Genomic DNA, 24,989 nt, shown 5'->3' with positions numbered 1-24,989 from the left:
TCCTATACGGGGGCAAACCCCGATCAACTGCAATGTTCGGCAAGGTGATTGACCAGGGCCACGGCCAGCTCGCGCGGGTCGGCGCTGAAGCTGCTGTAGCCACCCTCGCGCAGGCTGTCGGGCATGCTCGGGCAGGCGCAGCTGTCGCCGCGCTGGGTCCAGATCACCCCGCCCTGGCGTTTGACGTACGCGGCGGCGGCACTGCCGTCGCTGCCCATGCCACTGAAGACGATGACGCCACACTGGGCGCCGAACTGTTGCGCCAGATTGAGCATCATCTGGTCGATGGAGGGGCTGTAGGGCTCCGGCCAGCCGCGCTCGGCGATCTGCATGGCGCCCTGATCGTCGAAACCCAGCTCGCTGGCGATCGGCACCACCACCACCTCGCCACAGCGCACCGGGTCGCCCTGGCGTGCCGGATTGACGTGCCACTGGCTGTGCCGCCCGACGGCCTGCGGCAATGCCGCTTCGAAGCTGGCGTCGATGTGCTGGGCGTAGATGAAGCCGATGGGCAGGCCACCTGGCAGCGCATCGAGAAAGGCTTTCACCGCCGCCGGACCGCCCAGCGAGGCCGCCAGCAACCAGACCTGACGCGCCGGTTCGCCAGCCTTCAGCGGCGTCTCGGCCAGCGCCTGCGGCAGCTCGAGACGGGTCGGCCGCTGCGCTTCGTCCAGCAGGGCCTGCAGGCTGGGGCCAACGGCCTGGGCCGGGTCCCCGACCAGACGCTTGAGCTTGCCGAACAGGCTGCGCTCCCAGCGCGGATAGTTTTCGGACTGACGTTCAGGGGCATGCCCCTCGCCGAACAACACCGGCGCGCTGGCGCGCTCCAGCAGGCTGTCGACCAGCGGCGAATCGTCCGACTGGGCCAGGTCCACCAGCCACAGGTCGGTCTCGCAAGCGGCCAGGGCATCCTCGTCGAGACGCGCCGGATCGCTGTTGAGCACCACCTGGTAACCACCACCTGCCAGCGCCTGCTGCAGCACATGACGCTGCAGCGAGGTGTCGGCGATGACCGCAATGCGCGCGAGGGATTTCTCTGTCATGTCCGCTTGACCTGATGGCTATCCACCAACTGAGCGATGGTTTCGAGCAGCAAGGACTCCTGGTAGGGCTTGCCGAGGTACTGGTTGACGCCGATGGACATCGCCCGCTCACGGTGTTTTTCACCGGTACGCGAGGTGATCATGATGATCGGCAGGTCCTTCAGGCGTTCATCGTGGCGCACCAGGGTCGCCACCTCGAAGCCGTCCATGCGCGGCATCTCGATGTCCAGCAGCATGATGTCCGGCTTGTGTTCCTGCAGCTGGGCGATGGCATCCACCCCGTCCTTGGCAGTGACCACGTTCATGCCGTTACGCTCGAGCAGACGGCTGGTGACCTTGCGCACGGTGACCGAGTCGTCCACCACCATGACCAGCGTCGGCCGGTCGACTTCGACCTCTTCGCTGATCGCCACCTGGCGCGAAGCCAGGCGCGGCAGCAGCTGATTCTGCAGGTGCGCGTGCAGCACGCGGATGGTCGCCAGCAGGTCGAGAATGACCACCACGCGTCCGTCACCGAGGATGGTCGCACCGGAGATGCCGTGCACCCCGGCGAACTGCGGGCCGAGGCTCTTCACCACGATCTCGCGCGAACCAGCCAGGCTGTCGACCTGCACGGCCACGGCATGCTCGCTGGAGCGCACCAGGATCACCGGCAGCGGCAGGCTCTGGCCCACCAGCTTGGGCTGCTGGCCATTGTTCAGCAGGTCACCGAGGTACTTCAGCTCGTAGGCCTGGCCGGCGTACTCGAAGCGCGGCGCATCCGGGGCGTAGTAGGCCTCCAGCTCGTAAGGCGAAACGCGCACGATACCTTCGATGGTGTTCAACGGAATGGCGTACAGGTCCTCGCCCGAGTACACCATCAGCGCGCGGTTGACCGACACGGTGAACGGCAGGCGGATGGTGAAGCGCGTGCCCTGGCCCAGGGTCGAGTCGATGCTCATCGAGCCGCCGAGCTGCTTGACCTCGGAGTGCACCACGTCCATGCCGACGCCGCGTCCGGAAATCTGCGTGACCTTCTCCGCCGTGGAGAAACCGGCCTCGAGGATGAACTGCAGGATCTCGTGATCGCTCAGATCGCTGTCGGCGTCCATCAGGCCACGTTCGATGGCCTTGCGGCGCACGGCTTCCAGACGGATACCACCGCCATCATCATCCAGCGTGAGGACGATATCACCGCCCTCGCGCCCCAGATTCAGGCGGATGGTGCCGGCGTCCGGCTTGCCTGCCGCGCGGCGTACATCAGCCACTTCGATCCCGTGGTCGACAGCGTTGCGCAGCATGTGCTCCAGCGGCGCGACGATACGTTCGAGCACGGTACGGTCCATTTCCCCCTCGGCGTTGCCGACGACGAATTCCACCTGCTTGCCGAGCTCGCCGGCCACCTGCCGGACAATGCGCCGCAGGCGCGGGACCAGACGGTCGAAGGGCACCATGCGCGTACGCATCAGGCCTTCCTGCAACTCGGTGTTGACCCGTGCCTGTTGCAGCAGCAGGGTCTCGGCGTCGCGGTTCTTCGCGGCCAGGGTTTCCTTCAGGTCGAGCAAGTCGGACGCGGACTCGAACAGCGCACGCGAGAGCTGCTGCAGCTGCGAGTGACGGTCCATTTCCAGCGGGTCGAAATCCTCGTAGCCGGCACGTTCGGCCTCGGCCTGGTAGCGGCTGAGAATCTGCGCCTGGGTCTCGGTGTCGAGACGACGCAGCTGGTCACGCACACGGTCGATGGTCGCTTCCATCTCGCTCAGGGTGAAGCTCACGTCACTGACCTGCTGCTCGACACGGCCGCGGAAGATCGAGGTCTCACCGGCCAGGTTGACCAGCCCTTCGAGCAACTCGGCAGGAACCTTGACCAGTTCCTGCGGCGCGCGGCGCGCGGCAGCCTCGGCAGCCGCCTCTTCGGCCCGGCGCACGAACGGCAGGACCTTGGGTGCCTGCAGCTGCGTCGGCGCGTCGCTGGCGGCGACGATCGGCGCACTGCTCTGCACCGGCAGCGTGGCAACCTCAACCGGTTCGACCGGCGCGGCAGCCGGCTCATCGGCCAGGCTGGCACTGAGGCGCTGGCGCAGCAGGTCGAGTTCCTGCTGCAGGCCTTCGAAACCGGACTGCACATCGAGGAACAGGCTTTCCGGCCACGGTGCGCCCTGCTGCAACGCCTCACTCAGATGCTGTTCGAGGTCGTGGCTCATGTCGCCCAGGCGCTTCTGTCCAGCCAGGCGCGCACCGCCCTTGAGGGTGTGCAGGATGCGCAGCATCTCGTCGATCGGCGCACTGTCCTCGCGCTGATCTTCCCAGCGCCCGATAGCCGTTTCCATCGCCTCGAGCAGGTCATCGCCCTCTTCGAGGAAGATGTCGAGAATGTCGCTGTCCGCCTCATCGGCGTCGTCGCTCTCGACCACGGCCTTGAGCTGAACGGCCGACGGCATGCTCAGTTGTTCGTCAGGATTGGCGCGGAAGCGTTTGATCGTATCGATCAGGTCCTCGCCCGAGGGCACCGCACGCTGGCCACGCACCGCTTCCAGCATCTCGGCCAGGCGGTCATGACAGGCCTGCAGCAGGGTGAAGAGTTCCGGGCTGGCACGCAGACGGCCGCCGCCGAGACCTTCGTAGAGGAATTCGAGCTCATGGGCCAGATCGCCGATTTCGCGAATCTCGGCCATGCGCGCACCACCCTTGAGGGTGTGCAGATCGCGCTGCAGGGCTTCCAGCTCCAGGCTGTTGTCGACATCGCCCATCCAGCGCTGCAGGGCTGCGCCCGCGCTTTCGATGATGTCGAAGCCTTCCTCGAGGAAGATCTCCACCAGCTCGGGATCGCGTTCCTCGTGCCAGCTGTCCACGACCTGCGGTGCTGGTGCAGGCGCAGGTTCCGGCTCGGGCTCGGGCTCGGGCTCGGGCTCGGGCTCAGCAACAGTCTCGACCTGCGGCTCCTCAGGCAGCTCCAGCTCCACTTCGTCGACGAGCGGCAGGTTGTCTTCGAGCGGTACGTCGATGATCTCGTCGACAACGACGTCGTCCTCGACCAGGGCCAGAGGCGGCGTGTCATCGCCAGCGAGATCGAACTCGAGTGGTTCGTCAGCCTCGCTGGCCGGTTGTTCGTCGAGCGTCGGCGCCTCGACCTGGGCAACGGCTGCCGACAGGCTCTGCGCCGGGCCGCCCTGGCGGAACTGACGGATCGCCTGGATCAGGTCATCGCCGGAAACCAGCGGCTGGCGCGCCTGCAACTGGTCGAGCATCTGCGCCAGACGGTCGTGGCTCTGCTGCAGCAAGTTACCCAGCGCCGGTGAATGGTTGTAGCGACGGTCGACCAGGCCCTCGTACAGGGATTCCAGCTCATGACCCAGGTCGCCTATCGGACGAATCGAGGCCATGCGCGCACCACCCTTGAGGGTGTGCAGGTCACGCTGCAGCGACGACAGCGGCATGGTGTTGTCCGGCTCGCTCAGCCAGCGCTCCAGCGCCTGTCCCGCGCTTTCCAGAATGTCGACGGCTTCTTCGAGGAAGATCTCGACCATCTCCTCGTCGAGTTCGGCATCGGCCGGGCTGAAGCTCGTCTGCTCTTCAGGCACTGGCTCGGCCTCGATGGTCTCGAACGACGCCTCGGCCAGCTGCGGCTCGCCGGGCTCCTCGCTCGCGGTCGACTGTTCGGCCTGCTCGAGTTCGGCAGTGGCCTGGTCCAGCTCGACGACTTCCAGACCTTCGACATCGGGCGACAGCAACGCCAGGGTGTTCGGGTCGATGGCCTCGGCCAGCAACTGACGCAGCGCCTCAACACGCTCGGGCTGAGGGCTGACCTGCAGCGCGGCGGCCACCTGGTCCATCATGCCGATCAGCGCTTCGTGGGCTTTCTCTGCCTCGTCGAAGAAACGCTCGCTGACGGCCAGGCTGCCTTCCTCGACGGCGCCATAGAGGTCGAGCAAGGCTTCGCAGAGCTCGTCGATCTGCGGCAGTTCGGCCATTTCCGCGCCACGCCCCAGGGTCGTCAGCTCTTCCAGCAGCGCGGACAGCTCCTGGCGCTCGGAGGGGTGCTCGCGCCACTTGCGCAGCAGGTCCTCGGCATCCAGCAGGATGTCCATGCCTTCGGCGAGGAAGATGCTGATCAGTTGCGGATCACGACTCTCGCCGCTTTCTCCGCTGCGCTCGTCCTCGGCACTGGCGAGGCGATCCTGATGCAGTGCCTGGACCCGGGCAAGGAATGCCTCGGCACCGGGAATCGCTGCCAGTGGCTGGCTTTCCAGGTTGTCCAGGCCGATGCGGAACAGCCCCTCGGCACTGCTCAGCAGTTCCGCAGCGGCGAGGTCGACCTGAATCAGGTTGGTCTTGAATTCCTTGACCAGCTTCTCCAGCGGCGCGGCGATTTCCGCCACGGGGAGAATGCCGGCCATGTAGGCGCTGCCCTTGAGCGTGTGCAGGGCGCGCTGCAGGTCGTCGGTTACCGGTTGCGGCAACTCCTGCGCACAATCGGCGAGGAAGCCGACCAGGGTATCCAGATGAGTCTCGGCCTCGTTGCGGAAGATCTCCAGCAGCTGAGGATCGAGGGGCTCGCCATCGAGGTCCTGATCCACGACGACCGGGGCCTGCTCGACGGCGGCGGTAGCTTCGGTTACGCCCACGGGCTCGGCTACCTGCGGAGCGGCCGGGGCTTCAGATTTTGGGGGCGTTTGCCCCTTGGCCAGGGCGTGCGCCGTGGCGGCCAGCAGGTCGACATCATCGCGCTGACGCTGGGCCTTGGCGGCGAACTCCTCGACCAGTGCCGGCATCAGGGCGACGACATCGAGCACGACCTGCTGCACCGGTGCAGCGGGCTCGATGCTGCGATCCAGAACACGGTTGAGCAGGTTCTCGATGGACCAGGCCAGCTCCCCGATGACCAGCGCGCGCACCATGCGCCCGCTGCCCTTGAGGGTGTGGAAGGCGCGCCGCACTTCGATCAGCGCATCCTTGTTGTCGGTATCGGCCTGCCACTGCGGCAGGTACTCGGCGATGGTTTCCAGCACTTCGCCGGCTTCTTCGATGAAGACTTCCAGCAGCTCCTCGTCCACCGGCTCCTCGTCGGCAGGCGGCGGCAGCAGGCTGGGCGGAACGTCGGCGGCAGGCGGGTTGATCGCCTGTACCGGTGCGGCCATCACATCGGCCATCGACAGCGGCTTGTCCGCCTCCGCCTCGGCGGCTGGCGGCGCAACCTCGGGCGCGCTGGGCAGTTCGACTTCCGGCAGCTCCAGGTCGGCCAGTTCCAGCTCGTCCCACTGCGGCGTCTCGCTCAGTTGCTCGAGGCTCAGCTCTTCCAGCTCAGGTTCCGCCTCGATCTCGATCAGCGCGGCAGGGGCAAGCTCGTCGTCCTGCAGCGACGGCAGCTCATCGAGCTCCGCCAGTTCGAAGGTGAAGCCGTCAGCGGAATCAGCGGCGACCGGCAGCTCCGCGTCGCTCTCCAGCAATTCCAGATCGGCCGGTGCCTCGGCGGGCTGCTCGTCGATCTCGTCGAGCTGGGGCGCGGTCTCGGCCAGCGGCTCTTCCAGCAGTTCGTCCTCGGCACCAAGAAGTTCGATTTCCTGCAGCGGGTCGGCCAGTGGCGCCAGGGTTTCTTCCTCCGGCTCGACACGGTCGAGAATCGAAGGCTTTTCCTTGAGCGGATAGCCCAGGGTCTCCAGACTTTCCTCGGCAACGTCGAGGATCAGATCGCCCTGAGTGCCATGGTCTTCGGCCAGACGCTCGAGGTAGTACTCGACGCTGGTGATGGCGTCGGCCAGGGTATCCAGGCTCTGCCAGTTGGGCACGGCCTTGCGTGCCAGCAACTGCTCCTGAATGTAGCGGTTGCAGGCATTGAGCAGGTCGGCGGCGCGCTGCAGCGGAATCATTGCCAGGCCACCACGGACCTGGGTCAGCAGCTCGGGCACGCGCGCCAGGTGTTCGTGGTTCCACTGCGAGGCAATGAACTCGATGATCGCGTCCTTGGCCTGCTCCAGGCCATTGCGCGCTTCCTTGATGACGAGCTGGTGAATCTGCCCGACATCGGTGGTCGGCAGGTGGCTCTGCTCGTTCTGGCTGTCATCGACCGGGCCGACCATGCCGGCCAGCGTCGCTTCGACGTAGAGCAGCGCGCCAGCCACGTCCATCAGCACCGCGTCGTTCGGTTCGCGCTGGCCGAGGGACAGCGCATGGATCACGTCGATCTGGTCGAGAATGACCTTGCGCGGCTGGCCGAAACCAAGCACCGCGAGGGTATCGGCGATCTGCTTCAGCGGGGCCAGCAGGGCATCCAGCTCACCCGGACGGCTGCGGTCGCTGCGCACGAACAGGTCGAGGCTGTCCTTGACCCGCACCAGTTCCTCGCACAGTGCCGCCACCACCGAGCGCATGGCATCGCGGTCGGGGCCAGCCAGACGGGCACGCTCTTCGTCCACCACCTCGGTATCGGGCAGGGCATCGTCGAGGCGGTACTGCGCCTTCAGGCTACGGATGCGCGGCGATTGCGCCGGCGCCTTGGCCACATAGAACAGCAGGTTCTTGGTCAGTTCGTCGGGAGCGGACTGGTTGATGCCATCAGCACCTTCCTCGACCAGGCGCTTGAGCTCCTTGTCGACCTGGCGCAGCAGGGTGCGCACCGAGGTGCCGTTGACCACGCTGCCATTGGCCAGCCCTTCGATCAGGCCGGAGGCGATCTGCCACAGGCCGCCCAGCGGGGCGTCCTTGCACAGGTTCTCCAGACGGGCGAAGACCCGCGCCATGTAGCCGAGGTTGGTGGCCAGGTCCTGGTTGCGGATGACGCCGACCAGCGCCATCTGCAGCATCTGCCGCAGCTTGCGCAGCAGCACCGGCAGTTCGGCGGTACGCAGACGCGCCAGGCCACCCTCCGGCAGCGCCGGCAGGCGGACGGACATGTCCGGGGAGAACAGGCTGGTTTCCGACAGCAGCTTTTCGCCACGGGCGGCGCGCAGGTCGTTGAGCAGTGGCAGCACGACCATCGGCAGGTCGCGACGGGCGGTCTGGATGCGGTCGAGGTAGACCGGCAGCTGCAGGATCGCCTGCATCAGCACTTCCAGAGCTTCGCCCTGGTTGGCGACGCGGCCTTCCATCAGTGCCTTGGCCAGTTGCTCCATCTCTTCGGCGAGCAGCGCAGCGCCGTAGAACTCGACCATCTGCAAGGTGCCGTGAACCTGGTGCACGTAGGTCAGGCAGAAGCGCATGCGCGTGGGGTCCTGCGGGTTCTCGACGAACGCCTCCAGGGCCTGCCGCGCCTGCTTCAGGGTTTCCCCGATCTCGCCTTTTACCCACTCCAGGGCGACATAATCATGCCGATCACCCATAGCCACTCCACTCATAAACTTGGCCTTATCCCTTGCGGGTAAACGCCAGAACTCGCTCGTCGGCCACCGGCACCAGGTGCGGGTGCTGCCAACCGGCTACTTCGCCCACACCTACGACCAGCAGGCCACCCGGCGCCAGGCTTTCGGCCAGGCGGTTGAGGATGTCGCGGCGACGCCAGCGGCGGAAATAGATCAGCAAGTTCTGACAAAAAATCACATCCATGCCGGACATTGGCGCCTTGGCCAGTTCCAGCACATTGAGCCTGGCGCAACACACGCGAGCTGCCAGGCTCGGTACTACCTTGAAACGTCCGTCTGCCTGCGCGAGAAAGTAGCGTTCACGCAGTTCATCACCCACCTGTTCCAGGCGCCGCGCCGAGTAACTGGCTTCACGCGCCCGGCTCAACGCACCCTGACTGATATCGGTACCGGTGACCGCGAAATGCTCCGGCAACTCACTGCCCTGCAAGGTTTCGGCGGCCTGGATGGCCAGCGAATAGGGCTCCTCACCACTGGAGCAACCCACGCTCCACAACTCCCAGGGTTTGCTCAGCCCGGCGGCCAGGCGCTCCTGCAGATACTGCGCGAGCACCTCGAACGACGGCTGATGGCGAAAGAAGCGGGTTTCCTGCACGGTCAGACGATCCAGCAGGGTCGACCACTCCACCGCGCCACGGGGGCCATCGGTGACCTGTCGGTAGTAACTGGCGTAGTCCGTGACGCCCAACTCGCGCATCCGCGCACTCAGGTTGGTCTGCAGAAAGGCACGTCGCTGTTCGCTGATCACCACACCGGTACGCGCTTCGAGCAGCGTCTGCCAGTCGTGGAAATCGGCTTGCGACATGTCGGTCACTGGGCGCAATGCCCATACGCCCGCTGACTGCATACCTTCGCCCTGGGTCATGGCTATGTCGCGGAGGCTGCAGCCAGCCTCCGCACTCCTTTATCAGGCGTCCGGGAGGGTGAAGCCAGACACCGACTTGCGCATCTCACTGGCCATCTTGGCCAGGTTACCAATGCTCTTCGCGGTGGCGGTGGTACCCGAGGACGTCTGCGAGGTGATTTCCTGAATCACGTTCATGGTGTTGGAGATGTGACCAGCCGACGAGGCCTGCTGACGGGCAGCGTTGGAGATGTTCTGGATGAGGGCCGCGAGGGTCTTCGATACCTTCTCGATCTCTTCCAGTGCCACACCGGCGTCCTGCGCCAGGCGTGCACCGCGCACCACTTCGGAGGTCGTCTGCTCCATGGAGATAACGGCTTCGTTGGTGTCGGTCTGAATGGTTTTCACCAGCGCTTCGATCTGCTTGGTCGCCGCAGAGGAACGTTCTGCAAGGCGCTGTACCTCGTCCGCTACCACCGCGAAGCCTCGGCCTGCGTCACCGGCCATGGAGGCCTGGATCGCGGCGTTCAGTGCGAGGATGTTGGTCTGGTCGGCAATGTCGTTAATCAGGCTAACGATGTCACCGATCTCCTGGGACGATTCACCGAGGCGCTTGATCCGCTTCGAGGTGTCCTGGATCTGCTCACGGATGTTATCCATGCCGGTGATGGTGTTGTGTACGACCTCGTTACCCTTGTTGGCGATGGCTACCGAACGTTCCGCTACCGCGGACGATTCGCTGGCGTTCGCCGATACCTGGTCAATCGACACGGCCATTTCGTTGATCGCCGCGGAGGCACCGGCGATTTCCTGGGCCTGGTGCTCGGAAGCCTCGGCCAGGTGCATCGCCGTGGCCTGGGTTTCCTGGGCAGCACCGGCTACCTGAACGGCGGTCAGGTTGATGGTCGCTACCAGGTCGCGCAACTGGTCGATGGAGTAGTTGATGGAGTCGGCGATGGCACCGGTGAAGTCCTCGGTTACCGTCGCGGCCACGGTCAGGTCACCGTCGGCGAGGTCGGCGATCTCATCGAGCAGTCGCAGAATCGCCGCCTGGTTACGCTCGTTCTTCTCGGCGGTTTCAGCGAGACGGCGGTTGGTCTCACGCACCATCACCAGACCGATGAGGATGATCGCAGCCAGCGCCAGGGCACCCAGCACGTAGCCGAACAGGGTGTTCATGGCACGGCCGTCGGCCAGGTCTTCGAAGCCGCCGGCCAGATCGGATGCCTTGTCCAGCAGGGTCTGGGAAACGGTGAAGATGGAGTTCGCCGATTCACGCACCTGGAACAGTTCCGGCGAGGTTTCGAGAATCTCGTCCACCGAACCGGATACGAATTCGAACAGCTCGGAAATCTCCGCCAGACGCTCGAGAGCCTCCTCGTCGGTCACCTGGGTGATTTCCATCGCCGCGTTGCCCTCGAGCATCGCAGCCAGTACGCGGCCGAACAGGCTGGCGTCGCGGCCGAACATGTCAGCGGCCTGCACCGAGTCTTCGTCACCCGCCAGTACCTTGTTCACCGAACCCAGGATACGTTCTGCCAGCAGCGACTGACGCTGGGCCACGGAAACCTGCGCGGCCGGCGCACCACTTTCCAGCAGGATGTCGACCACTTCCTCGTACTCGACCTGCAGCTGCGGAATGGTTTCCGCCAGGGTGGCGGCTACCTGGTGCAGCGACAGTACGGTCTGCTCACTGGCGAGAATGGCATCGGTGTTCTGCCGCAGGCTGTCCCAGTCCTGCTGTACCGTGGCCATCTGCGGCTGTACGGCCTCAGGCGCCGGCGGCAGGCCGCTGGCGGCGTCGCCGTCGGTCAGGTAGCCCCAGCGCTGCTGGAAGTCGTTGCGCGCATCGCGCAACAGGCCGAAGGCCTCGGCAGTACCTGCCGCCGCTTCCGTGGCGTTCTTGGCGATACGCTGGGAGAGTACGCGCAGCTCACCGGAGTGGCCGATGTACTCGGTATCGTAGTTGGATTGGGTGTTGATGTAGGCGAAGTTCGCGAACAACAGCACGATGGAGACGATGAGCACGACGAACAGCGCCGCGATCAGCGTGCTGCTGCGTGCCCCGACCAACAAATTGCCTGTATTGAGTTTTTTCATTATCTGGCCCCCGCCTGGACCGACCGCACTACGGTTCCCATGTAACGCCAAAGGGCCGGAAGAACCGACCCAACCGAATTTCTGTTAGTAGGCAACATCGAGAAACCCCTGATCGGCCGCCAACGCATGCGGGCTGAATACCAACCAAGGCTGTTCTCGCTGAAAGACTCCGTGAATGAACGGTGCAATGCTCGCCTCGAGAGGCGGCAGCTGTTCTGAAAACGCATCCACGGGAAAATGTTGCATGCCGAAGACCTCGTCGACCGTCAGGCCGGCGAAGATCTCCTGGTGGTCGACCACCAGCACGCGTCGCAGCTTGCGCAGCGGCGACAGTTCGCTGCCGAAGAACCCGCACAGGTCCATCACCGGCAACAGGCGGCCACGCACGTTGGCCACCCCTTTGACCCAGCCTTTCACACCCGGCAGCAGGGTGTAGCGTGGCTCGTGCAACACCTCACCCACCTCCCCCATCGGCGCGACGAAGAATCGCTCGCCCATGCGAAAGCCGATGCCGCTCCAGGTCTGCACCGCCGTCTGCTGCGACGGCAAGCCGGCCGCCAGGGCTCGGCAACGCTGGTCGATCTCGAGGAGAATCTGGAATGGAGTCTGCACGTCCGCCATGCCGGCCTTGGCCTTTTCTTATCTGCTTCGCGACCTGCCCGGCATCAGCCGGCCAGTACCGCATTGAGGGTTTTCAGCAAGGTCTCTTCGTCAACCGGCTTGGTCAGGTAGTCCTTGGCGCCTTGGCGCTTGCCCCAGACCTTGTCGGTTTCCTGATCCTTGGTGGTGACGATGATCACCGGGATGTGGCTGGTTTCGGCGTCCTTGGTCAGCTGACGAGTCGCCTGAAAACCATTGAGCCCGGGCATGACGATATCCATCAGCACCGCATCCGGTTTCTCCTGGCGAGCCAGGGCAACGCCATCGGCGCCGTTTTCCGCCTTCAGCACCTGATGGCCATGCTTTTCCAGCATGGCCGTCAGCTTGTACATCTCGGTCGGTGAGTCATCAACAATCAGAATTCGAGCCATGGTGTTTCCCAATACAGAAGAGGCGTACGGCCCTGCAGGCCGACACGTCAGGAGGCTTGTTCTACCGGGGAGAAGTCCGGCACGTGGGCTTTGATCGCTCCGAGCAGCTCTTCCTTGCTGAAGGGCTTGGTCAGATATTGATCGGAACCGACGATCCGCCCCTTGGCCTTGTCGAACAGACCGTCCTTGGAGGACAGCATGATCACCGGGGTGGACTTGAAAGCACTGTTGTTCTTGATCAGGGCACAGGTCTGATACCCATCGAGACGCGGCATCATGATGTCGACAAAGATGATGCTCGGGTGAGTGTCGGCAATCTTGGCCAGGGCATCGAAGCCATCGACCGCGGTGATGACATCACAACCCACTTTTTTCAGCAGAGTTTCCGCGGTGCGACGAATCGTTTTCGAATCGTCGATCACCATCACTTTCAAACCCTCGGAATGCTGTTCCATGTTCGCCCTACCATCGCCTCGGTGAGTCGTTATATTCGCGTTATCAGTATGCCTGAGGCCCAGTCGCCGATTGGTCTTGCCCCAATCGTCGGGCCTTTTTAGCACACTCTCCACATGCAATCTATAAGGCCGCCAGGGCAGCACCGGCCCTTGACCAAGGCCCCGGCCGACGCCACCCTGACAGCCATTGTTCGGTACGGCCAACCCGGCCTTCACCCTTTATCTCGCGGAGATTTTCCCCATGAGCCTTCGTCTCGGGATCGTCATGGATCCGATTGCCAGCATCTCCTTCAAGAAGGACAGCTCGCTGGCCATGCTGCTGGCCGCTCAAGCACGCGGCTGGTCGCTGTTCTACATGGAACAGCAGGATCTCTACCAGGCCCAGGGCCAGGCCAGAGCCCGCTTGCGGCCGCTGGAAGTATTCAACGACCCGCAAAAGTGGTTCACCCTTGGTACGGAACAGGACATGCAGCTCGCCGAGCTGGACGTGATCCTGATGCGCAAGGACCCGCCCTTCGACAATGAATTCGTCTACTCCACCTATCTGCTCGAGCAGGCCGAACGTGACGGCGTACTGGTGGTGAATCGACCTCAGAGCCTGCGCGACTGCAACGAAAAATTCTTCGCTACCCTGTTTCCCCAATACACACCGCCGACCCTGGTCAGTCGGCGCCCCGACATTCTGCGCGAGTTTGCGATACAGCACCGTGACATCATTCTCAAACCCCTGGATGGCATGGGCGGATCGCAGATATTTCGCCATCGCGAGGGCGATCCCAACCTCTCGGTGATTCTGGAAACCCTCACTCAGCATGGCCAACAGCAGATCATGGCGCAAGGTTATCTGCCAGCCATCAAGGAAGGCGACAAGCGCATCCTGATGATCGACGGTGAACCGGTGCCCTACTGCCTGGCGCGCATCCCCGCCGCCGGCGAGACCCGCGGCAACCTCGCGGCCGGTGGCCGGGGCGAGGCACGCCCGCTGACCGAGCGTGACCGCGAGATCGCCGCGGCAGTGGGCCCGAGCCTGCGCGACAGGGGGCTGATCTTCGTCGGACTCGACGTGATCGGCGAGCACCTGACGGAAATCAACGTCACCAGCCCCACCTGCATCCGCGAGATCGATGCGGCCTTCGATACCCGCATCGGCGATCGCCTGATGGACTGCATCGCGAGCAAACGCGGCCTAAAAGCTTGACGCAGGTGGCAGCCTGGCGCCTGCAACTTGCAGGCGCACACCCCGACCCGGCAGACTGCGCGACATTCGAAAGCAGACCCGAAACGCGATGAACGCAGCAGCCACCCCACCGCCCACCACCTCCGCCACCGTCCGTCCGGCGGATCGCCTGGGGTTCACCCTGTTTCTCGCCGCTGCGCTGCACGTGGCGCTGATTCTCGGCATCGGCTTCGGCCTGGAGTCGCCACCGGACATCAGCAAGACGCTGGAAATCACCCTGTCCACCTTCAAGAGCGATGAAAAGCCCAAGGAGGCCGACTTCCTCGCCCAGGACAACCAGCAGGGCAGCGGCACCCTGGAACACGTCGCCGCCCCCAAGACCACGGAGCAGGCGCCGTTCCAGGACAGCGAAGTACGCAAGGTCACGCCGCCAGCCACCCCGCAGCAACCCGCCACCCGCCAGGAAGCGCCCAAGGCGGCGGTGGCCACGCGTGCGCCGCAACAGCAGAAGACCCCGGTCAAGCGCGAGGAAGCCAAGCCGGTGCCGGACACGCGCCCGGCGCCGGTCTTCGACTCCGCGCAGCTGTCGGCGGAGATCGCCAGCCTCGAGGCCGAACTGGCCCAGGAAGTCCAGCAGTACGCGAAACGCCCGAAGATCCATCGCCTCAACGCCGCCTCGACCATGCGTGACAAGGGCGCCTGGTACAAGGACGAGTGGCGCAAGAAGGTCGAGCGCATCGGCAACCTCAACTACCCGGACGAGGCGCGCCGCAAGCGCATCTACGGCAGCCTGCGCCTGCTGGTGTCGATCAACCGCGACGGCAGCCTCTACGAGGTGCAGATACTGGAGTCGTCGGGCCATGCCGAACTCGACCAGGCAGCCCAGCGCATCGTGCGCCTGGCTGCGCCCTACGCCCCGTTCACCGGCGACCTGGCCGATATCGACCGCCTGGAAATCATCCGCACCTGGCGCTTCGAGCGCGGCGACCGGCTGTCGAGCAACTGACCCCGCGCCGGGACGATGCCGCGCTTGTAGCTTGTCGCCAGCCGCTCCAAACTAGGCGTCATGAACACATCAGCCCCGACCTCGCTCAAGCACCATTTCCTGATCGCCATGCCGCACATGGCCGATCCGAACTTCGCGCAGACCGTGACCTACCTGGTCGAGCACAACGACCAGGGCGCGATGGGTCTGGTGATCAACAAGCCCAACGGCCTCAACCTGGCCGACGTCCTGGAGCAGTTGCGCCCGGACGAGGAGCCCGCCGCGCTGTGCCACAGCCTGCCGATCTTCGCCGGCGGCCCGGTGCAGACCGACCGCGGCTTCGTCCTCCACCCCGCCGGCCCGCAGTTCCAGGCCACCCTGGAGCTTGGCGAACTGGGCCTGTCCACCTCGCAGGACGTGCTCTTCGCCATCGCCGACGGCAGCGGCCCGGACAAGTACCTGATCACCCTGGGCTACGCCGGCTGGGACGCCGGGCAGCTGGAGGCCGAGCTGGTCGACAACGCCTGGCTGACCTGCCCGGCCGACAGCAGCATTCTCTTCGACCTGCCTTACGACCAGCGCCTGAATGCCGCCGCCGCACGCCTGGGCGTCAATCTCAGCCTGCTTACCTCGCAGGCGGGCCACGCCTGATGAGCGACAAACCACTGCGCCTGCTGCTGGGCTTCGACTACGGCAGCAAGCAGATCGGCGTCGCCGTCGGCCAGATGATCACCGGCCAGGCCCGTGAACTGTGCGTGCTCAAGGCTCAGAACGGCGTGCCGGACTGGAACCGCGTGGAAGCATTGATCAAGGAGTGGCAGCCCGACGCCGTGGTGGTCGGCCTGCCGCTGAACATGGACGGCACGCCCAGCGAGATGAGCGCCCGTGCGGAAAAGTTCGCGCGCCGCCTCAACGGCCGCTTCAACCTGCCGGCCTACACCCACGACGAGCGCCTGACCACCTTCGAGGCCAAGGGCCAGCGCCTGCGCGAGGGCCAGAGCGGCGGCTACCGCGAGCGCCCCGTCGACGCCATTGCCGCCGCCCTGTTGCTGCAGGGCTGGCTGGAGGAAAACTGCACGGGCTGAGAACCGGTTGCGCTGCCGGCGCTCGGCAGCCTCGCTCACGCTCTCAGCAGCCGTTTAATCAAGGAGTTTCGCCATGCTACCGAACCCCAACGACCTGCTGCCGGCCATGGCCAGCGCCCTGACCCAGCACCTCAACCAGCGGCAGATCAGTGAGCCACGCTTCATCGGCATCCGCACTGGCGGCGTCTGGGTCGCCCAGGCCCTGCTCCAGGCACTCGGCCGCGAGGACGCGCTGGGCATCCTCGACGTCTCCTTCTACCGCGACGACTTCACCCAGAACGGCCTGCACCCGCAGGTGCAGCCCTCCGAGCTGCCATTCGAGATCGAAGGCCAGCACCTGGTGCTGATCGACGACGTGCTGATGAGCGGCCGCACCATTCGCGCCGCCCTGAACGAACTGTTCGACTACGGCCGCCCGGCCAGCGTGACCCTGGTCAGCCTGCTCGACCTCAACGCCCGTGAACTGCCGATTCGCCCCGATGTGGTCGGCGCCACCCTGTCACTGGCGGCCAACGAGCGGGTAAAATTATCCGGCCCCACGCCCCTGACCCTCGAACTCCAGACGCTCGCCAACTGAGACCCCCGCGATGACGCCACTCGCCGCCAAGCGCCCGCTGCAGCTCAATGACCAAGGCCAGCTGTGCCATTTCCTCTCGCTCGACGGTTTGCCCCGCGAGCTGCTGACCGAAATCCTCGACACCGCCGACTCCTTCCTCGAGGTCGGCGCGCGTGCGGTGAAGAAGGTCCCGCTGCTGCGCGGCAAGACCGTGTGCAACGTGTTCTTCGAGAACTCCACGCGCACCCGCACCACCTTCGAACTGGCTGCCCAGCGCCTGTCGGCTGACGTCATCAGCCTCAATGTGTCGACCAGCTCGACCAGCAAGGGCGAAACCCTGTTCGACACCCTGCGCAACCTCGAGGCCATGGCCGCCGACATCTTCGTCGTGCGCCACTCCGACTCCGGCGCCGCCCACTTCATCGCCGAGCACGTGTGCCCGAACCTGGCGATCATCAACGGCGGTGACGGTCGTCACGCCCACCCGACCCAGGGCATGCTCGACATGCTCACCATTCGCCGGCACAAGGGCAGCTTCGAGAACCTTTCGGTGGCCATCGTCGGCGACATCCTGCATTCGCGGGTGGCGCGCTCCAACATGCTCGCCCTGAAGACCCTGGGCTGCCCGGACATCCGCGTGATCGCGCCGAAGACCCTGCTGCCCATCGGCCTGGAGGAGAGCTACGGCGTGCGCGTGTTCAGCGATGCCGACGAAGGCCTCAAGGACGTCGACGTGGTGATCATGCTGCGCCTGCAGCGCGAACGCATGCAGGGCGGCCTGCTGCCCAGCGAAGGCGAGTTCTACCGCCTGTTCGGCCTGACCGAGCAGCGCCTGGCCCTGGCCAGGCCCGATGCCCTGGTGATGCACCCGGGGCCGATCAACCGCGGCGTGGAGATCGAGTCGGCGGTGGCCGACGGCCCGCAATCGGTAATTCTCAACCAGGTCACCTACGGCATCGCCATCCGCATGGCCGTGCTGTCCATGGCCATGAGCGGGCAGAACGCGCAACGTCAACTCAACGCCGAGGAGGCCAACTGATGCGTACCGCAATCCTCGGCGCCCGCGTGATCGACCCCAGCAGCGGCCTGGATCGGGTCAGCGACCTGTACCTCGACGGCGGCAAGCTGGTCGCCATTGGCCAGGCGCCCGCCGGCTTCACTGCCGACAAGACCCTCGACGCCCAGGGACTGGTCGCCGCCCCCGGCCTGGTCGACCTGTCCGTGGCGCTGCGCGAACCCGGCTACAGCCGCAAGGGCAGCATCGCCACGGAGACCCTGGCTGCGGCTGCCGGTGGCGTCACCAGCCTGTGCTGCCCGCCGTTCACCAAACCCGTGCTGGACACCCCGGCGGTGGCCGAGCTGATTCTCGACCGCGCCCGCGAGGCCGGGCACACCAAGGTGTTCCCCATCGGCGCGCTGAGCAAGAACCTGGCCGGCGAACAGCTGGCGGAGCTGGTGGCCCTGCGCGACACCGGCTGCGTGGCCTTCGGCAACGGCCTGGACAACTTCCGCAACAGCCGCACCCTGCGCCGCGCGCTGGAATACGCCGCGACCTTCGACCTGCAGGTGATCTTCCACTCGCAGGACTTCGACCTGGCCGAAGGCGGCCTGGCCCACGAGGGCCCCACCGCCAGTTTCCTCGGCCTGGCCGGCATCCCGGAAAGCGCCGAAACCGTGGCCCTGGCCCGCGACCTGCTGCTGGTGGAACAGAGCGGCGTGCGCGCGCACTTCAGCCAGATCACCAGCGCCCGTGGTGCCGAGCTGATCGCCGCCGCCCAGGCCCGTGGCCTGCCGGTGACGGCGGACGTGGCGCTGTACCAGCTGCTGCTGACCGACGAGGCACTGATCGACTTCTCCAGCCTCTACCACGTGCAACCGCCGCTGCGCTCCGGCAAGGACCGCGACGGTCTGCGCGAGGCGCTCAAGGCCGGCGTGATCTCCGCCATCGCCAGTCATCACCAGCCGCACGAGCGCGATGCCAAGCTGGCGCCCTTCGCCGCCACCGAGCCGGGCATCAGCAGCGTGCAACTGCTGCTGCCGCTGGCCATGACGCTGGTGCAGGATGGCCTGCTGGACCTGCCGACACTGCTCGCACGCCTGTCCAGCGGACCGGCCAGCGCACTGCGCCTGCCTGCCGGGCAACTGGCCGTCGGCAGCGCCGCGGATATCGTGCTGTTCGACCCGCAGGCCTCGACCCTGGCTGGCGAGCGCTGGTACTCCAAGGGCAGGAACTGCCCCTTCCTCGACCACAGCCTGCCTGCGGCAGTGCGCTATACGCTGGTTGATGGTCACATCAGCTACCAGAGCTGAGCCCTCCGCGCCCGCCACCCGGCGGGCGCGCGCCTCGCGGGGCGCACCCGCCCCCCACGCATCGCCCTGAACACGGCCTGTCTCATCCGCGAGATGCCTTGCCCGCGCCACGACATTGGACGAATGAGTGACTCGACAGTCATGATCCACGTCAGGTTAGGCAGCCGAGATTTTCCAAACGCCACCGCCCTATGACTCCCGCCCGCGCCCAAGGCGCCGGCCTGGCGTCGCGCTGGCCTTGTTCAGGAGCTTTTGAGTTATGTCGCGCTTACCTGTGATCGTGGGTTTTGGGGGTTACAACGCAGCCGGGCGCAGCTCCTTCCACCATGGTTTCCGTCGCACCGTACAAGAGTCGCTGCAGCCCCAGGCCCGCCAGGAGACGCTGGCTGGTCTGGCGCAGATGATGAAACTGGTGCGCGTGGTCGATGGCCAGTACCGGGACCAGGACGGCCAGCCACTGAGCCTGGCAGACATCGAAAGCCGCTACGCCGAGCAGATCCTCGCCGGCACGCTGGTCCGCCGTATCGAGAAGCAGCACCTCGATCCGGATGCCGCCCACTGGCACAAGAACATCGGCGTCGCGCCTGCCAACGGCACGGCCCTGAGCTTCGTCACCCAGCGCAAGCAGCTGCCCGAACCCTTGCCGGCCAACTGGTCGCTGGAAGCGCTCGACGGCAACGACGTACGCGTCACCCTGCACGACAGCTGCGAATTCAAGGTCGACAGCTACCGCCCGCTGGCCGTGAAATCCGCCGGGCAACTGCCCACCGGCTTCGAGCCGAGCGAACTGTACAACTCGCGCTTCCACCCACGCGGCCTGGCCATGACCGTGGTCGGCGTCACCGATGCGCTGCGTTCGGTGGGTATCGACTGGCAGCGCATCGTCCAGCACGTCGCGCCGGACGAAATCGCCGTGTTCGCCAGCTGCATCATGAGCCAGCTCGACGAAAACGGTTTCGGCGGCATGATGCAGTCGCGCCTCAAGGGTGGCCGCGTCACCGCCAAGCAGTTGGCCCTGGGCCTGAACACCATGCCAGCCGACTTCATCAACGCCTACGTGCTCGGCAGCGTCGGCACCACCGGCAGCATCACCGGCGCCTGCGCCACCTTCCTCTACAACCTGCAGAAAGGCATCGAGCAGATCGCCAGCGGCAAGGCCCGCGTGGTGATCGTCGGCAGCAGCGAGGCACCGATCAACCAGGAGTGCATCGAAGGCTACGGCGCCATGGGCGCACTGGCCACCGAGGATGGCCTGCGCCAGCTCGAAGGCCGCGACAGCGTCGACTTCCGCCGCGCCAGCCGCCCGTTCGGTGCCAACTGCGGTTTCACCCTGGCCGAGGCCTGCCAGTTCGTGGTGCTGATGGACGACGCACTGGCCCTGGAGCTGGGTGCCGAGATCCACGGCGCGGTGCCGGATGTGTTCATCAACGCCGACGGTTTCAAGAAGTCGATTTCCGCCCCAGGCCCGGGCAACTACCTGACCGTGGCCAAGGCCGTGGCCAGCGCCGTGCAGCTGCTGGGGCTGGATGCCGTGCAGCAGCGCAGCTTCGTTCACGCGCACGGTTCCAGCACCCCGGCCAACCGCGTCACCGAGTCGGAAATCCTCGACCGCGTCGCCGAGGCCTTCGGCATCGAGCAGTGGCCGATCACTGCGGTGAAGGCCTTCGTCGGCCACTCCCTGGCCACCGCCAGCGGTGACCAGGTGATCGCTGCACTCGGCGCCTTCAAGTACGGCATCGTGCCCGGCCTGAAGACCATCGACGCGGTGGCCGACGACGTGCACCAGAAGCACCTGAGCCTGTCCACCGAAGACCGCAAGGTCGGCGAGCAGGCACTGGACGTGGCCTTCATCAACTCCAAGGGCTTCGGCGGCAACAACGCCAGCGCCCTGGTGCTGGCCCCGCACGTGACCGAGCGCATGCTGCGCAAACGCCACGGCCAGGCCGCCTTCGACGCCTACCTGGCGCGCCGCGAGGGCACGCGCACTGCGGCAGCGGCCTACGACAGCCAGGCGCTGCAGGGCAAACTGGACATCATCTACAACTTCGGCAACGACATGATCGACGACCAGGCGATCTCCATCACCCGCGACGAAGTGAAGGTGCCCGGTTTCGACCAGCCGCTGGTGTTCAGGAAGGACGAGCGCTACAGCGACATGCTCGACTGAGCGTGATGCCCCGGGGAGTGGCTTTCGCCGCGCAAGTCGCCGCTGAAGCGCCTCCCACGGCCACGCCCTGCAGCCTCAGGTAGGGCGGGTACAACCCGCCACTCCCCGCCAGAGACACGCCAGGTAGGAGCGGCTTCAGCCGCGATTCCCCGTCGTCGCAGCGCATCGCCGCCGCGCCCTCACGTAGGGCGGGTGCAGCCGCCACTCCGGCAGAAGATGCCTCAACCTTCCAGATCGCGCGCCAGCTCGATCAGCTCGCCACGCCACTCGGCCGCGGCCGGTAGCGCCAGGAACGACGGGTTGAGGAAGGACTCACGCGCTTCGTAGGTCAGTGCCTCGCCGGCCAGATTGAGCACCTCGCCCCCCGCCCCCTCCAGCACGCCCTGCGCTGCCGCCGTGTCCCACTGCGAGGTGGGCGCCAGACGTGGGTAGCAATCGGCGTTGCCTTCGGCCAGCAGGCAGAACTTCAGCGAGCTGCCGATATTGGCCAGCTGCGGCGCGCCGAAACGGGCGGTCAAGCCCGCGAGCAAGGTTTCCTGTGCCGGGCTCGAATGGCGCTTGCTGGCCACCAGGGTAAAGCCCCGTGCCGGCGTCAGGCGAACGCTGATCGGGCGCTCGTCACCCGCCACGTCGCTGCACCAGGCACCCAGGCCGGCACCACCGTGGTAGCAGCGGCCATTGGCCGGGATGCCGACCACGCCGAACACCACGCGGCCCTGCTCGATCAGCGCGACATTGACGGTGAATTCCTCGGAGCCGGCGATGAACTCCTTGGTACCGTCCAGCGGGTCGACCAGCCACCAGCGCGTCCAGGCCGAGCGCTCGCTCAGGGGGATGTCAGCGGCTTCCTCGGACAGCACCGGAATGTCCGGCGCCAGGGCCTTCAGTCCGTCGGCGAGAATGTGGTGCGCGGCCAGGTCGGCAGCGGTCACCGGCGAGGCATCGGCCTTCTCCGTCACCGCGACGCCACTGCGCCAGTACGGCAGGGTCGCCGCACCGGCGGCGCGTACCAGTTCGATCACCCGCGGAACGAGAGGATGGCTCACAGGCTGAACTCCCCGCGTGCGCTCAACAGATCACGCACCAGATACAGCGCCGCCAGGGCACGCCCCTCGCTGAACTGCTCATGCCGGGCCAGGCTCGACAGCTCGCGCAGGCTGATGCGGTCTACCCGCATCGGCTCCGGCTCGTCGCCGGGCAGGCGCTCCTCGAACAGGTTGCGCGCCAGCACCACCTGGATCTTCTGGCTCATGTAACCGGGGGACAGGCTCAGCTCGGTGATGTATTCCAGCTCGTGAGCGCCAAAACCCGCCTCCTCCTTGAGCTCGCGGTTGGCCGCCACCAGCACGTCCTCACCCGGTTCGATCAGGCCCTTGGGCAGCGACAGCTGGTAGTCGTCGGTACCGCCGCAGTATTCCTCCACCAGCACCGCATGCTCGGCATCGAGCATCGCCACCACCATCACCGCACCATAGCCCGAGCCCTTGCCGACCAGACGTTCGTAGGTGCGCTCCGCGCCGTTGGAGAAGCGCAACTGCACTTCCTCGACACGAAACAGACGACTGCTGGCGACTATTTCACGGGCGAGTACCGTGGGCTTCTGACGCATGGGCTGACTCCTTGGCGTGACCTGGTCGGTTATCATACAGCGGCTTTTGTCATTGTCCCTGGCCGAGATTGCATCAAGGCGAAACAGGTCGACGGATTCACTCTTTGCACGAGGCCAGCATGCCCGCACTGCCCTGGCACCAGATCGACACCGTCCTGCTCGACATGGACGGCACCCTGCTCGACCTGCACTTCGACAACCACTTCTGGCTGAGCCATCTGCCACGGCGCTATGCCGAGCACCACGGCATCAGCCTGGCGCTGGCCGAGGCCGAGCTGCTGCCGCTGTTTCGCGAACATGCCGGCACGCTGAACTGGTACTGCACCGACTTCTGGAGTCGCGAACTGCGCCTGTCGATCCGCGATCTCAAACGCGAGGTCGCCCACCTGATCGCCCTGCGCCCGGATGCCGAGCTGTTTCTGCGCGCACTGCGCGACGCCGGCAAGCGCGTGGTGCTGATCACCAATGCACACCGCGATTCGCTGTCGCTGAAGATGGAGCGCGTGGAACTGGCGGCCTGGTTCGAACGCCTGATCAGCTCACACGACTACGGCTATCCCAAGGAAGACCAGCAGTTCTGGTCCGCCCTGCGCCAGGACGTCGACTTCGATCCGGCACGCAGCCTGTTCATCGACGACAGCCTGCCGATCCTGCGCAGCGCCGGGCGCTTCGGCGTCGCCCAGTTGCTCGCCGTGCGCCAGCCGGACAGCCAGGCCGGCCCCAAGGACACCGAAGAGTTCGCCGCCGTGGAGGACTACCGCGAGCTGCTGCGGGGGCTGTAGGGTGGAAACCGCGAAGGCTTCCACCCGAGACCGGCGAAGCCGGCGGCGAGAAGCGGGCTACGCCCTAGGGGATGCGCAACACCTGGCCCGGATAGATCTTGTCCGGATGGCTGAGCATCGGTTTGTTGGCCTCGAAGATTTTCATGTAGGCGTTGGCGTTGCCGTACTCGCTCTTGGCGATGGCGCTCAGCGTGTCGCCCTTCTTCACGGTGACGAAACGCGCGGCCGGGGCCGGTGTGGTCACACTGATCTGATCCTCGACCTCACCGACGCCGGCCACGTTGCCCAGAGCCAGCAGGATCTTCTCCTTCTCTTCCTGGGTGGCCACCTCGCCGCGCGCGATGACCTTGTCACCTTCGACGCTGACGTCGATATTCGGGTTGCCCAAGCCAACCTTGGCAACATGTTCCTTGAGCGATTCGGCGGCCTGCGCCTCCTGCCCCACCAGTGACTCCCACAGTTTGACCCCAGCATCTTTGACAAAGGCAAACAGACTCATGGCAATTCCTCTCTTTCCTTGTGGATGACCGGGCACAGCTCCCGGAGCGCAAAGTCTAGTTCACCAGACGCCCCGGATTGGCCCGCGCACATTAGAATCCGCCCAGACCAGGAGTTCCCATGGATATCAAGCAACTGAAATTTCTCGTCGCCCTCGACGAAACACGCCACTTCGGTCAGGCGGCCGCGCGCTGCCACGTGACCCAGCCGACGCTGTCCATGCGCCTGCGCCAGCTGGAGGACGAGCTGGGCCTGGAGCTGGTGCGTCGCGGCCAGCGTTTCGAAGGGTTCAGCGCCGAAGGCGAACGCATCCTGGCCTGGGCACGCAGCCTGCTGGCAGCCCAGGATGGCCTGCTCGCGGAAGCGGCGGCCTGTCGTGGTCACCTGGTGGGTACCCTGCGCCTGGGCGTCGTGCCGCTGGCCAGCTTCGACCCGATGCGCCTGATCGGCCTGTTCGCCGCCCGCCATCCGGGCCTGCGCTTCCAGCTGCAGGCGTTGAGCAGCGAACAGATTCTCGAACAGCTGGCGCGCAATCAGCTCGACCTGGGCCTGTCCTATCTCGACCGCCTGGACCGCGAACACTTCGCCGGCCTGGAGCTGGCCGAAGCCCGCATGGGCCTGCTCTACGACCAGCGCCATTTTCACTTCGCCAGCAGCAGCCTGCGCTGGGAGCAACTGGCCGGCCTGCCCCTGGGGCTGCTGTCGACCGGCATGCACTTCCGCCAATCCATCGACCACAGCTTCCGCGCCCGTGGCCTGAGCCCGCAGGTGCGCGTGGAAGCCGACGCCGTCCATCACCTCACCCAGGCCGTCAGCGCCGGGCTGTGCTGCTGCATCATGCCGTTGCCGATAGACGGCACCCCGGCCGAAGGCCATCTGCGCCTGCTGCCCATCGAAGATGCCCACACCCTGGCCCCGCAGGGCCTGATCATGCGCCGCAGCGCGCCAGGCTCGCCCCTGGCCCAGGCCTGTTTCGAAGAGGCCCGGGACTGGCTGCAAACACCACGATAGAT

The 24,989-nt window shown here is 65.7% G+C and carries 20 protein-coding genes; 10 read left to right on the top strand and 10 right to left on the bottom strand.

Features of this window, described 5'->3' with window-relative positions:
* Positions 1-23: 23 nt before the first annotated feature.
* The 7 genes from FIV02_RS02120 to pilG all read right to left on the bottom strand — a co-directional run bounded on the left by FIV02_RS02120 (position 24) and on the right by pilG (position 12,807).
* Positions 24-1,043 carry a chemotaxis protein CheB gene (locus FIV02_RS02120; protein ID WP_152487649.1) on the bottom strand — a complete coding sequence of 340 codons (1,020 nt, stop codon included), beginning with the start codon at positions 1,041-1,043 and terminating at the stop codon, positions 24-26.
* On the bottom strand, positions 1,040-8,338 hold the full coding sequence (locus FIV02_RS02115; RefSeq protein WP_152487648.1) for an Hpt domain-containing protein: 7,299 nt from the start codon (positions 8,336-8,338) through the stop codon (positions 1,040-1,042). Before FIV02_RS02115 ends, FIV02_RS02120 begins: the two co-directional genes overlap by 4 nt.
* Positions 8,339-8,363: 25 nt before the next feature.
* Positions 8,364-9,224 carry a protein-glutamate O-methyltransferase gene (locus FIV02_RS02110; protein ID WP_037050283.1) on the bottom strand — a complete coding sequence of 287 codons (861 nt, stop codon included), beginning with the start codon at positions 9,222-9,224 and terminating at the stop codon, positions 8,364-8,366.
* Between the two features lie 60 nt (positions 9,225-9,284).
* Positions 9,285-11,321 carry a methyl-accepting chemotaxis protein gene (locus FIV02_RS02105; RefSeq protein ID WP_037050137.1) on the bottom strand — a complete coding sequence of 679 codons (2,037 nt, stop codon included), beginning with the start codon at positions 11,319-11,321 and terminating at the stop codon, positions 9,285-9,287.
* Between the two features lie 84 nt (positions 11,322-11,405).
* Positions 11,406-11,942 (bottom strand): chemotaxis protein CheW, encoded by a 537-nt coding sequence (locus FIV02_RS02100; RefSeq protein ID WP_037050140.1) that lies wholly within the window; start codon positions 11,940-11,942, stop codon positions 11,406-11,408.
* Positions 11,943-11,986: 44 nt separating this feature from the next.
* Entirely contained in the window at positions 11,987-12,352 is a 366-nt protein-coding gene (gene pilH / locus FIV02_RS02095) for a twitching motility response regulator PilH (RefSeq protein WP_004373130.1), read from the bottom strand.
* A gap of 47 nt (positions 12,353-12,399) precedes the next feature.
* The gene (pilG, locus tag FIV02_RS02090; protein WP_152487647.1) at positions 12,400-12,807 is read right to left on the bottom strand and encodes a twitching motility response regulator PilG; all 408 of its coding nucleotides are present in this window, start codon (positions 12,805-12,807) and stop codon (positions 12,400-12,402) included.
* Between the two features lie 241 nt (positions 12,808-13,048).
* Here pilG and gshB point away from each other — a divergent pair, with 241 nt between their 5' ends.
* The 8 genes from gshB (at position 13,049) to FIV02_RS02050 (ending at position 21,087) form a co-directional block, all read left to right on the top strand.
* The gene (gene gshB, locus FIV02_RS02085) at positions 13,049-14,005 is read left to right on the top strand and encodes a glutathione synthase (protein ID WP_037050142.1); all 957 of its coding nucleotides are present in this window, start codon (positions 13,049-13,051) and stop codon (positions 14,003-14,005) included.
* An 88-nt stretch (positions 14,006-14,093) separates the two neighbouring features.
* Entirely contained in the window at positions 14,094-14,990 is an 897-nt protein-coding gene (locus FIV02_RS02080; RefSeq protein WP_047585600.1) for an energy transducer TonB, read from the top strand.
* 60 nt (positions 14,991-15,050) lie between these two features.
* The gene (locus FIV02_RS02075) at positions 15,051-15,620 is read left to right on the top strand and encodes a YqgE/AlgH family protein (protein ID WP_037050146.1); all 570 of its coding nucleotides are present in this window, start codon (positions 15,051-15,053) and stop codon (positions 15,618-15,620) included.
* The gene (gene ruvX / locus FIV02_RS02070; protein ID WP_134678179.1) at positions 15,617-16,054 is read left to right on the top strand and encodes a Holliday junction resolvase RuvX; all 438 of its coding nucleotides are present in this window, start codon (positions 15,617-15,619) and stop codon (positions 16,052-16,054) included. Before FIV02_RS02075 ends, ruvX begins: the two co-directional genes overlap by 4 nt.
* 73 nt (positions 16,055-16,127) lie before the next feature.
* Positions 16,128-16,631: a bifunctional pyr operon transcriptional regulator/uracil phosphoribosyltransferase PyrR gene (gene pyrR / locus FIV02_RS02065; RefSeq protein ID WP_134678176.1), complete on the top strand. Its 504-nt coding sequence runs from the start codon at positions 16,128-16,130 to the stop codon at positions 16,629-16,631.
* 10 nt (positions 16,632-16,641) lie between these two features.
* Positions 16,642-17,649 (top strand): aspartate carbamoyltransferase catalytic subunit, encoded by a 1,008-nt coding sequence (locus tag FIV02_RS02060; protein ID WP_037050152.1) that lies wholly within the window; start codon positions 16,642-16,644, stop codon positions 17,647-17,649.
* Complete coding sequence (locus tag FIV02_RS02055; protein WP_152487646.1) at positions 17,649-18,920, top strand: dihydroorotase; 1,272 nt, start codon at positions 17,649-17,651, stop codon at positions 18,918-18,920. Before FIV02_RS02060 ends, FIV02_RS02055 begins: the two co-directional genes overlap by 1 nt.
* A gap of 259 nt (positions 18,921-19,179) precedes the next feature.
* Complete coding sequence (locus FIV02_RS02050) at positions 19,180-21,087, top strand: beta-ketoacyl synthase (RefSeq protein ID WP_152487645.1); 1,908 nt, start codon at positions 19,180-19,182, stop codon at positions 21,085-21,087.
* 221 nt (positions 21,088-21,308) lie between these two features.
* Here the strand turns inward: FIV02_RS02050 and cysQ are convergent, their stop codons facing one another.
* On the bottom strand, positions 21,309-22,133 hold the full coding sequence (gene cysQ / locus FIV02_RS02045; RefSeq protein WP_152487644.1) for a 3'(2'),5'-bisphosphate nucleotidase CysQ: 825 nt from the start codon (positions 22,131-22,133) through the stop codon (positions 21,309-21,311).
* Positions 22,130-22,696, bottom strand: a complete 567-nt coding sequence (gene nudE / locus FIV02_RS02040) for an ADP compounds hydrolase NudE (RefSeq protein ID WP_037050162.1) — start codon at positions 22,694-22,696, stop codon at positions 22,130-22,132. Before nudE ends, cysQ begins: the two co-directional genes overlap by 4 nt.
* A 119-nt stretch (positions 22,697-22,815) precedes the next feature.
* On the opposite strand from nudE, the gene yrfG reads away from it, so the two are divergent.
* Complete coding sequence (gene yrfG, locus FIV02_RS02035) at positions 22,816-23,478, top strand: GMP/IMP nucleotidase (protein WP_152487643.1); 663 nt, start codon at positions 22,816-22,818, stop codon at positions 23,476-23,478.
* 64 nt (positions 23,479-23,542) lie between these two features.
* On the opposite strand, the gene lysM is transcribed toward yrfG, so the two are convergent.
* Complete coding sequence (gene lysM / locus FIV02_RS02030) at positions 23,543-23,977, bottom strand: peptidoglycan-binding protein LysM (protein ID WP_037050164.1); 435 nt, start codon at positions 23,975-23,977, stop codon at positions 23,543-23,545.
* A 119-nt stretch (positions 23,978-24,096) separates the two neighbouring features.
* Between lysM and FIV02_RS02025 the strand changes: the two genes are divergently transcribed.
* Positions 24,097-24,987 carry a LysR family transcriptional regulator gene (locus FIV02_RS02025; protein WP_047585580.1) on the top strand — a complete coding sequence of 297 codons (891 nt, stop codon included), beginning with the start codon at positions 24,097-24,099 and terminating at the stop codon, positions 24,985-24,987.
* Positions 24,988-24,989 lie beyond the last annotated feature (2 nt).

Source organism: Pseudomonas sp. THAF187a (genome assembly GCF_009363395.1).
GTDB lineage: Bacteria > Pseudomonadota > Gammaproteobacteria > Pseudomonadales > Pseudomonadaceae > Aquipseudomonas > Aquipseudomonas khazarica.
The sequence above is the reverse complement of the archived record's forward strand: the minus strand, read 5'-3'. Positions and strand labels throughout refer to the sequence as shown.